This is a genomic window from Mesorhizobium sp. M7A.F.Ca.CA.001.08.2.1 (assembly GCF_003998455.1).
Lineage (GTDB): Bacteria > Pseudomonadota > Alphaproteobacteria > Rhizobiales > Rhizobiaceae > Mesorhizobium > Mesorhizobium ciceri.
Genome location: NZ_RZPW01000179.1, coordinates 1 through 9,275, shown reverse-complemented (window position 1 = coordinate 9,275; position 9,275 = coordinate 1). Strand labels below are relative to the sequence as shown.

6 protein-coding genes are annotated in these 9,275 nt (G+C 62.3%); 5 read left to right on the top strand and 1 reads right to left on the bottom strand.

Annotated features, from left to right (window positions below; translation table 11 throughout):
- The first annotated feature begins 398 nt into the window (after window positions 1–398).
- Window positions 399–767 carry a hypothetical protein gene (locus EN914_RS13235; RefSeq protein ID WP_013529262.1) on the top strand — a complete coding sequence of 123 codons (369 nt, stop codon included), beginning with the start codon at window positions 399–401 and terminating at the stop codon, window positions 765–767.
- Window positions 768–782: 15 nt separating this feature from the next.
- On the opposite strand, the gene EN914_RS13230 is transcribed toward EN914_RS13235, so the two are convergent.
- Window positions 783–995, bottom strand: coding sequence for a hypothetical protein (locus EN914_RS13230; protein WP_013529263.1), 213 nt, complete (start codon window positions 993–995; stop codon window positions 783–785).
- Between the two features lie 306 nt (window positions 996–1,301).
- Here EN914_RS13230 and EN914_RS13225 point away from each other — a divergent pair, with 306 nt between their 5' ends.
- The 4 genes from EN914_RS13225 to EN914_RS13205 all read left to right on the top strand — a co-directional run.
- Window positions 1,302–2,216: a DUF2865 domain-containing protein gene (locus tag EN914_RS13225; RefSeq protein ID WP_024503001.1), complete on the top strand. Its 915-nt coding sequence runs from the start codon at window positions 1,302–1,304 to the stop codon at window positions 2,214–2,216.
- A 123-nt stretch (window positions 2,217–2,339) separates the two neighbouring features.
- Window positions 2,340–2,576, top strand: a complete 237-nt coding sequence (locus EN914_RS13220) for a hypothetical protein (protein ID WP_013529265.1) — start codon at window positions 2,340–2,342, stop codon at window positions 2,574–2,576.
- Between the two features lie 629 nt (window positions 2,577–3,205).
- Window positions 3,206–7,771, top strand: coding sequence for a PAS domain-containing protein (locus EN914_RS13210; protein WP_024503003.1), 4,566 nt, complete (start codon window positions 3,206–3,208; stop codon window positions 7,769–7,771).
- A 512-nt stretch (window positions 7,772–8,283) separates the two neighbouring features.
- Window positions 8,284–9,275, top strand: a 992-nt coding sequence (locus tag EN914_RS13205) for a substrate-binding domain-containing protein (RefSeq protein ID WP_127389111.1), incomplete at its 3' end; no start/stop codon positions are given.

Sequence of the window (9,275 nt, the reverse complement as noted above, 5' to 3'; positions counted from 1 at the left end):
GTGAAGTCCCAGGCCAAGGCCTGAGCTTAAGGGTTCGTTAACCAAAGCCCTGTCTACTGCAGGCAATTCGCTTTCGGCCCGCGACCACGGATGTACTGGCGCAGAACGTCGCAGCGATAGGAAAGGTCGGCGCAATGCCGGCCTTTTGCTTTTCGCACGCTTTGTTCGACGCAATTCCCAAGGGAAAAGCGTTATGCGCTTTTCCGGGAAAACCGTTTCACACTTAACCGGCATTGCTTTATCGCCAGGCGCGATCGAGCAGCGATCAGACCGCGCAAGCCCAGTCAGGTGTCGCTTTTTCGGCGTCAAGTTTGCCGAGAGATATTGCCATTGCCGACGTTGGCCCTACCATCCATTGAGCGTCCCAGATGGACCGTGGTCAGGCGTGAGGGCTGGCGATGAAAAGCGTTGCGAGACGGATTGCGGTTGCGGGCGTGATGCTGGCGGGCGCTGTTCATGCGTCAAGTGCAGCTGAACTCAACACGATGGACGATGTCGGGGCCGCGATCCAGGCTTGCTGGACACCGCCGGCGGGAGCGGGAACCGCCAGCGTCACCTTGAGCTTCAGCTTCAAGCGGGACGGCACGCTGATCGGCCCACCGAGGCCGACAGCCATCAAGGTAGAAGGCGATGCCAAGGCGAAGAAGTCCTTTGTCGACGCCGCAACGACCGCCTTGCAGAATTGTCTGCCCCTGACCTTCTCAGCGAAACTGGCGCAAGGCATCGCCGGCAACGTGTTCACGTTGCAATTCGCCTCTCCCAAGTAGGCACCCGCCGCCGGCTCAATGGTGACTGCGCCTTGCCGCGGCATGCCGGGCAAGATCGGGCGTTTCGAAGACGTAGTCGTTCCAGGCCGATTCCGGAACCTGACCGGCCAGATAGCATTCCAGCAACAGGCTTTGTTCGGGATTGAGAGGCCTTGGCGCGCGCTGATCCAGCCCCAGCGAGTGAAACAGGTTTCTTGTCAGGTCCGAGACGGTGAAGTGGATCGACATCTGCGTTCTCCCTTTGGTCCTTCAACGCGGAAGACCGGGCAAAGGTTTCGAACGCCTGGCGATAATGGCGGTCCGTTTCGTTGCAGGTCCGCGGCGAGGGTCGGGCTTGCGCTTTCCTTCGAGGTTCGTCTCAATCTTGAAATAAAAATGTAATATCGAATTTACACGAGATGACATAATACAATAGACAAAAGCTTACTCGGGCTGAAGTTCTTGAGATAATTAGAGTTTACTCATATAGCTGAAGCTTGTGTAATTTATGGACTGTAATTCCGGGTTCTCCGCAAAAAGGACCGAGTTGTCCCGATGATCCGTTTCTGGCCTTCCATGATGGTCGCATTGATTTCGCTGGCGGCAGTTTTGTTCGGGACGCTTTCGTCCTACGCGGACAGCTGCGGCGCGATCAGAAGCCAGTTGCTTTCGGGTGGCCGCAGCAACGGGGCGAACCCGGAGCTTGCTCAACTGCGTCGGCAACTTGCAGCCATCCAGACTATCGAGAGACAGCGCCAGTGCACGGCGAAAAGTTCGCTTGGTGGTCTCTTCAACGCTTGCGCCGATCTCGCCAGGAGCCGCTCGGATGTGCAGCGCCGGATCGCTGCCGCCGGGAATTCAGGCCGCGACACGGCGGGTCTGCAAGCGCGCCTCGTGGCGCTTGGCTGCGCGCCTTCGGCAAAGCAACGGTCTGCGCGCGCCGCGCCCGGCACCCAATCGGCGAGCACCACGTTCGGCGGCAATGCGATGCTGTTTTGCGTGCGTCTGTCGGACGGGTATTTCTTCCCGGCGCCAAAGTCGCAATTCGCCGCCAGCGGTGATCTGAAGGAGACGGCCGATCAATGCCGTTACATCTGCGATGACCCCAGCGTCGACCTCTACACGTTGAGCGATGCCAGCCTCGAAACCGACCAGATGGTCGCGCTCGACACGCGCAAGCCTTATACCGAACTGCCGGCAGCCTTCAGATATCGCGATGATGCGAATTTCAAGGCATGCGACGTCAAGCGATACTACCAGCGGGTCACCGAACTGCGAGCCAGGACTGTGACGCCCGCCAACATGCGCAATGCCATTATTCCGCTGCCGACGGCGAAGCCGGATCTCGGCACGGTTGCGGCCGTCCCTGGAATCGATGCCGAAGCGCCAGGTGCCGCCCAGCACCTTTCGATCGAGGCCGGCAAGCGGTCGGTGCGCGTGGTCGGCCCGGCGTTTTTCCCGGCCGAATGATCGCCGGCTTCCCCAATTGGCGATCACCGGCTGCGGCGTGCCTGCTGCGATGCGGTTGCCTGATCCGGCTGGAACAGAGAGGCGCTCACGGCGTTGTGATCGACATCAGCCGGGAGAAACGCCGTGGCTACGTTCCGGGAAATGCGGGTGCTGGAGATCGTCGAAGATGACTCGCTGACCACCGAACAGAAAATCGCCGAACTGCGCGAGATCGAATCCGAGGCGCGTGGGCTGCAGCGGGCTGCCTCGGAGGGTCCGATGGACGACGATGACGGCTGGCAGGAAGATCTGCGTCAGGTTCGTCTTGCACTCGACAAGCTCGGTGCGAAGGAGCCGAAAAAGGGCGCTGCTTCACTGTGAGGCCAGGTCACCGAAGCTATCCGCGGATCGCGTCTTGATCGCATCCCATCCGAAAACCGGGTCCCGCTTTTAGGGACCCGCTCCGATCTAATCGCAGACCATGCGAGCTCTCTTGCCAGGCTCGCTGACGTTCCTGCAGGTCAGCGGTTTCGCTGGCGCCGATAGGGAAGCGGACGCAGGCAACCTCGTCTGGTGCCGTCTCGGTGCGGCATGGCTGACCTTGCGCTCGGAAAAACGCCGGTCCGGCTGCGGCGCCACAGGAAAAGCGCCGTTCTCGACCTCGGATTGCCCATAGTCGACATTCGGTGGCGGCCGATCCCAGAATCGCCGAACATCAAGCGGTCTCGGGATGACGACCGTGCCGTCATAACTGCGCGAGCAACCGCCGCCGAAAAGCAGCGCCAGCCCCATGAAAAAAGGCACAATCCGTCCAAGCATCAGCAATACCCCTGCCGTTGCTTATATAGCGGGTTCGACCCCGCCGACAACCGGGCGGAATGAAGCAGACCGCGCCGCGCAATCCTGTCCAACCGACCGTTAAGGTTAGCGGATCCTTAATGCTTCTCGGGCAGATTCCGCCGACGAACCGCGGAGGAGGGTTCGGCCTTGGTTTTCGGGGTGGGGACGGCATGGCGGAAGCGGACGAAACAATCGGCGCGCGCGGCAAGCGCGGGCCTCGCAGATCCACAGTGCATGGCGACGATGCCTCATCGTCCGCCTCTTGCATGGATTCGAACGATGCGCTTCGCCAACTCGTTGAAGCCGGTTCGGACTGGGTCTGGGAAACGGACGCCGAACTGCGCTTCTCCTGGCTTTCGCAAAATTACCAGGCCGCCACCGGCATCGATCCGGCAAACGTGCTTGGCCGGTTCCGCTTCGACTTCCTCAACCAGGTCCTGAACGGCGATCGCAGTGGCGCGGCGCATCTGGAGGATCTGCAGGCGCACCGGCCTTTTCGCGACTTCGTCTACGAGCTCAAGGCTGGCAGCGCCGACTGTCGCTGGGTTTTGACGTCAGGCTTTCCAAAGTTCGACGACGAAGGAAGATTTGCCGGCTATCGCGGCATCGGCCGCAACGTCACGGCTCTGGCCGGCGCCTTCAAAAATCTGGGGCGGGAACCATCGGGTGACGGCGAGCCCGACCAGCATCCGGCCGACCTCGAGCGGACGATGGACGCCATGCATATGGGCGTCGTGCTTCTCGATGCCAGGCTCGACACGCTGATCGTCAACAAGGCCTATCGCGACCTCTCGAGGATTCCGGACGGCGCTGTTGCCGTCGGCGCTCCGTTCAGCCTGTTGATGGAGCTCAACCGCAGCAGCGGCATCTATGGCGACATCGACGAACAGCAATGGCAGCGCTACCTCGCTACTCGCCTCGACGAGATTCGCGCCGGATCCGTCGCGCCGCGCGAATTTGTCCATGCCAACGGCAGGACGATGATGTTTTCGGTGACGGCGTTGTCCGGGGGCAAGCGGCTGCTGACCTACTATGAGGTCACTGAGATCAAGCAGCGCGATGCGGAGATCAAAAGCGCCAATGCCAGGAATGCCGAGACCTTCGCCAGTCTCCGCACAATGGTCGACCAGATGCCGATCGGTGTCCTCGTGCTCGACGCCGATATGCGCGCCGAGATCATCAACCGTGCTTTCTATGATTTCTGGCAGATTGACGCGCGGCGCGCCGAGATCGGCTGCAGCTTCCGCGATCTGATGGACGCCAGCCGCGACATCGATCCGTTTGGCTCCGACGACGCGTCATGGCAGCGGCATATCGCTGAGCGCGAGGCGGAAATCAGGGCCGGTATCGCCGGATCGCGGCAGTTCCCACGCAATGACGGCCGCACGCTGATATCGTCGATGGCGCCGCTGGCCGGCGGGAAGCGGCTGATCTCCTATGTCGACGTCACCGACATGAAGGACCGGGAGGCCGAACTTGCCGACGCGCTGGAGAAAGCGCGGCTGGCGGAAGCGGTGATCAACGCCGTCAAGGATCCGATCTTCGTCAAGGACGACCATCTGCGTTTCGTCTTCGTCAACGAGGCGTTCGCCGCTCTGTTTGGCCAGACGCCGCAAGCCATGCTCGGCAAGCCCGGCGGCGATTTCCTCCCAACGAACGCTGTCGCGCTTTTCGAGCAGAGCGAACGTGACGTCCTTGCCACCGGGCGGCCGTACGAAGTGGAAGAGAATTTCGAGGTCGACGGCGCCAGCCGCTCGCGCATCGTCCGGAAGAGCCGCGTCGGCATGGCCAGCGGCCGCAACTACGTTGCCGGCTTCCTGTTCGACATTTCCGACATGAAGCGCCGCGAGACGGAGGCGCAGGACGCACGCAAGCATCTCGCCAGCGTGCTGGAATCCTTGCCGGCCGCCGTGATCATCTACGATCGCGACGACAGGTTCGTTTTCGCCAACCGCAAGATCCAGGATACGCTGCCGGCCTTGAAGCCGGCGTGGCAGCCCGGCTGTACATTCCGCGAAGCACTCGTGCTGGGTCATGCGAACGGCTATTTCCGCAGCAGCGGCGATCCGCAAATCGACCAGCTCTACGACAGCGATCATGACCGCTGGCTGGACGCGATCCTCGCCCGCTACCGCTTGCCCAGTTCCTCCTACGAGCGTCACAATCCCGATGGCCGCTGGTATCAGGTCTACGACATGCGGACCGACGACGGCACCTTCATCGGCGTTCGCGTCGACATCTCCGAGATCAAGAGCCGCGAGGCGGCATTGCGCGATTCCATGCGCCAGATCGACCTGTTCCGGCATGTGATGGACGAGTTGCCGGTGGCCGCCTTCATCAAGGCGCAGGACCTGAGCATCGAATTCGTCAACAAGGCCTGGTGCGCGATCACCGGCTTGGCCAAGGAGGATGTCATCGGCCGCACCGACCGGCAGTTGTTCGGCGCGCAGGACGCGGATGGCTACAGCCATGACGACACGCAAGTCGCCGTGACGGGCGTCGTCAAGGAGGTCGAGGAACCCGTCACCCATCGCGACGGCACGGTTCGGCAGTTGATGACCCGCAAGAGCCGCCTGGTGGCGCTGGACGGGTCGGTGCATCTGGTCGGTTCGAGCACCGACATCACCGACGTCAAGGCACGCGAGCGTGCGCTGGAAGAAAGCATGCGCGAGAACGAGGTGTTCCGCAGCCTGATCGACAATGTACCGGTATCGATCTACGCCAAGCGCTCCGATCTCCGGCAGTTCTATGTCAACAAGGGTTGGTGCGATCTGACGGGCTTCAGCAAGGAAGAGGCCATCGGCAAGACCGACATCGAGATTTTCGGGCCGGATGGCGAGGCCTTTGTCAATGGCGACCTCGCCGTGCTGCGCACCGGAGAAACTCAGGAGGTCGAAGAGACGGTGACGCTGGCCGACGGCAGCGTCAGGCATCAATTCGCCCGCAAGGGCGCGATGATCGCCTCCGACGGTTCGCTCTACCTGATCGGCTCGACCACCGACATCACCGAGCTGAAGATGCGGGAGGCCGAACTGCGCGAGGCGCGTCAGCGCGCCGTGCTCGCCGACCGCGCCAAGTCGGAATTCCTCGCCAATATGAGCCATGAGATACGTACGCCGATGAACGGCGTGCTCGGCATGGCCGAACTGCTGGCCAAATCGGACCTCGACCCGAAGCAGAAGACGTTTACCGACATCATCGTGAAGTCGGGCAATGCGCTGCTCACCATCATCAACGACATACTGGACTTCTCCAAGATCGATGCCGGTCAGCTGGTGCTCGATCCGGCGCCGTTCAATCTTGCCGAAGCGATCGAGGACGTGGCGACGCTGGTGTCGACGCGCGCCAAGGAGAAGGACCTCGAGCTGATCGTACGTGTCGAGCCTCGGCTCGAGAGCCTGTTCATCGGCGATGTCGGCCGCATCAGGCAGATCGTCACCAACCTGCTCGGCAATGCGGTGAAATTCACCGATGAGGGCCATGTGCTGGTCGACGTCACCGGCGAGAGGGTTCCAACCGGAACGAAGCTCACCATTTCGGTCACCGATACGGGCATCGGTATCCCCGAGGAAAAACTGAAACTGGTGTTCGAGAAATTCAGCCAGGTCGACACTTCATCGACGCGGCGGCACGAGGGGACCGGCCTCGGCCTCGCCATCACCTCGCGGCTCGTCGAGCTGATGGGCGGCGACATCGGGGTCGAAAGCGCCGAAGGCAAGGGTTCGACGTTCTGGTTCTCGGTGACGCTGCCGAGGGCCGGACAGCAGAACGGACAACGCATCATGCCGATCGACGTGACCGGCGCGCGCGTGCTGATCGTCGACGACAATGCCGTCAACAGGGCGATCCTGACCGAGCAGATGACATCATGGACGTTCGATTCCTGCGCGGCCGAAAGCGGCGCCGAAGGCCTCAAGGTGCTGATCGCCGCAGCCGCCTATGGCGTGCCGGTCGATTGCGTCGTGCTCGACTACCAGATGCCTGAAATGAGCGGCGCCGAAATGGCGCGGATCGTGCGCAACACCGCTGGCCTTGCCGGAACGCCGATCATCATGCTGACCTCGGTCGACCAGTCGCTCGCCAACACCAGCTATCGCGATCTCGGCATCGATGCCCAGTTGATCAAGCCGGCGCGCTCTTCGGTGCTGCTGGAAACGCTGGTCGCCACCATCCAGCGGCATCGCCACAACACTGGCGGCAGCGACGCGCAGCCGCTCGCGGCCGACGTCGCTGCGAGCAATGTGACGCGGCCGCAGCCCTCGGCACCGTCCGAACAGCGGGCGCTGCTGCAGCCGCCTTCGATTCGCCCGCGGCCACCGGTGGCGGCTGGTGGCGACAGGCTGGACATACTGGTGGCCGAGGACAATGAGGTGAACCAGATGGTGTTCACCCAGATCCTCGGCGAGACCGGTTATGGTTTCGAGATCGTCGGCAATGGCCGCAAGGCGCTCGACGCCTTCGGCCGGCTCAACCCGTGCATGATCCTGATGGATGTCTCCATGCCGGAGATGAACGGTCTCGAAGCGACCGCCGCCATTCGCCGGCTGGAGGAAGAAACCGGCACGCATGTGCCGATCGTCGGCGTCACCGCGCATGCGCTGAAGGGCGACCGCGAGCGCTGCCTGGAGGCAGGCATGGACGACTATCTGCCCAAGCCGATCAGTCCCCGGGCGCTGCTCGAGAAGGTCGAGCGCTGGGTCGGCGCCAGCCGGCAGGCTCAGCGCAACGCCGGGTAGGGCCGGTCCTGCCTGTCCGAGTGCCGGAAATACGGCGAAGATTCGCGCCCTGCCAGCGGCCAAGACTATGGTGCGATCGCACCATATCAAAGGTTGTATCCAGTCGAGACAATGGCGGCGTTCGATTCCTCCCTTTCCAGTTACGGGCGGGAGCAGCGACCGCCGGCATGAGACAGCGTCAACCTACCCCAACGGACCTGTTTTCGGCGATGGCCCGGCCATGACACCGTCTGGCTGAGAGCAACGCGCTCCCGTCCGGCTTTTTTTCGTAAAGGCCGGCTAACCCCAAATCGCCGGCCAATCTCGGCCCCAAGCGGAGCAAGTCTCTGATTCCGGGGACAAAGCCGGGCTGCGTGGTCAGTGCCGGCCAGGCGGCGTTTTGCTCATCGCGATGACGCGTTACCGGGGTGACATCAAACTGTCATGCGACTGTTATAATCGAAGGCTATTGGCCTCAGCGGGCGCCGACTGACGAGCGCCGAGAGACCATCTTCCGAACAGGAGCAGGCCACATGAAGAAATTCCTCTATACGGCGTCGGCCGCTGCGCTTGCGCTCGCCGCGTCGTCCGGCTTCGCCGCCGCGCGCGACCAGATCCAGGTCGCCGGATCATCGACCGTGTTACCTTATGCCAAGATCGTTGCCGAGCAGTTCGGCGAAACGTTCACCAACTTCAAGACCCCGGTCGTCGAATCCGGCGGCAGCGGCGCCGGCATCAAGGAATTCTGCAAGGGCGTCGGCGAAGACACGATCGACATCGCCAACTCGTCGCGTCCGATCAAGGCGGACGAACTCAAGTCCTGCGCCGCCGCCGGCGTGAAGGAAGTCCAGGAAGTCCGGATCGGCTATGACGGCATCGTCTTCGCCACCGACATCAAGGGCCCGGACTGGGCGCTGGTTCCCGCCGACATCTACAAGGCGCTCGCGGCCAAGCTGGTCGTCGACGGCAAGCTCGTCGACAATCCGAACACCAAGTGGAGCCAGGTCAATCCGAAGCTGCCCGACTGGGACATCGCCGCCTACATTCCGGGCGAAAAGCACGGCACGCGCGAAGTGTTCGAGACCAAGCTTCTCGATGCCGGCTGTGACAAGGCTGCTCTCAAGGCCGCCGGCGTTGCCGACGACAAGGAAATCGGCAAAACCTGCATTGCCATCCGCAAGGACGGCAAGGCCGTCGACATCGATGGCGACTATACCGAGACGCTCGCCCGCATCGACTCCAACAAGACCGGCGTCGGCGTGTTCGGCCTCGCCTTCTATGAGAACAATGCCGACAAGCTGAAGGTCGCCACCGTGGAAGGTATCGTGCCTTCGACCGAGACGATTGCCAGCGGCAAGTATCCCGTCTCGCGCCCGCTGTTCTTCTACGTCAAGAAGGCGCATCTGGGCGTCGTTCCCGGCCTCAAGGAATATGTCGAGTTCTTCCTCGACGACCAGATGGTTGGCCCGGAAAGCCCGCTCGCCGAATACGGCCTCGTTGCTGCTCCGGATGCCGAGCGTCAGGC

Bases quoted from the DNA above. Each gene is read 5' to 3' on its own strand.
- EN914_RS13225 (WP_024503001.1), top strand. From the start codon at position 1,302: ATGATCCGTTTCTGGCCTTCCATGATGGTCGCATTGATTTCGCTGGCG.
- EN914_RS13230 (WP_013529263.1), bottom strand. From the start codon at position 995: ATGTCGATCCACTTCACCGTCTCGGACCTGACAAGAAACCTGTTTCAC.
- EN914_RS13210 (WP_024503003.1), top strand. From the start codon at position 3,206: ATGGCGGAAGCGGACGAAACAATCGGCGCGCGCGGCAAGCGCGGGCCT.
- EN914_RS13235 (WP_013529262.1), top strand. From the start codon at position 399: ATGAAAAGCGTTGCGAGACGGATTGCGGTTGCGGGCGTGATGCTGGCG.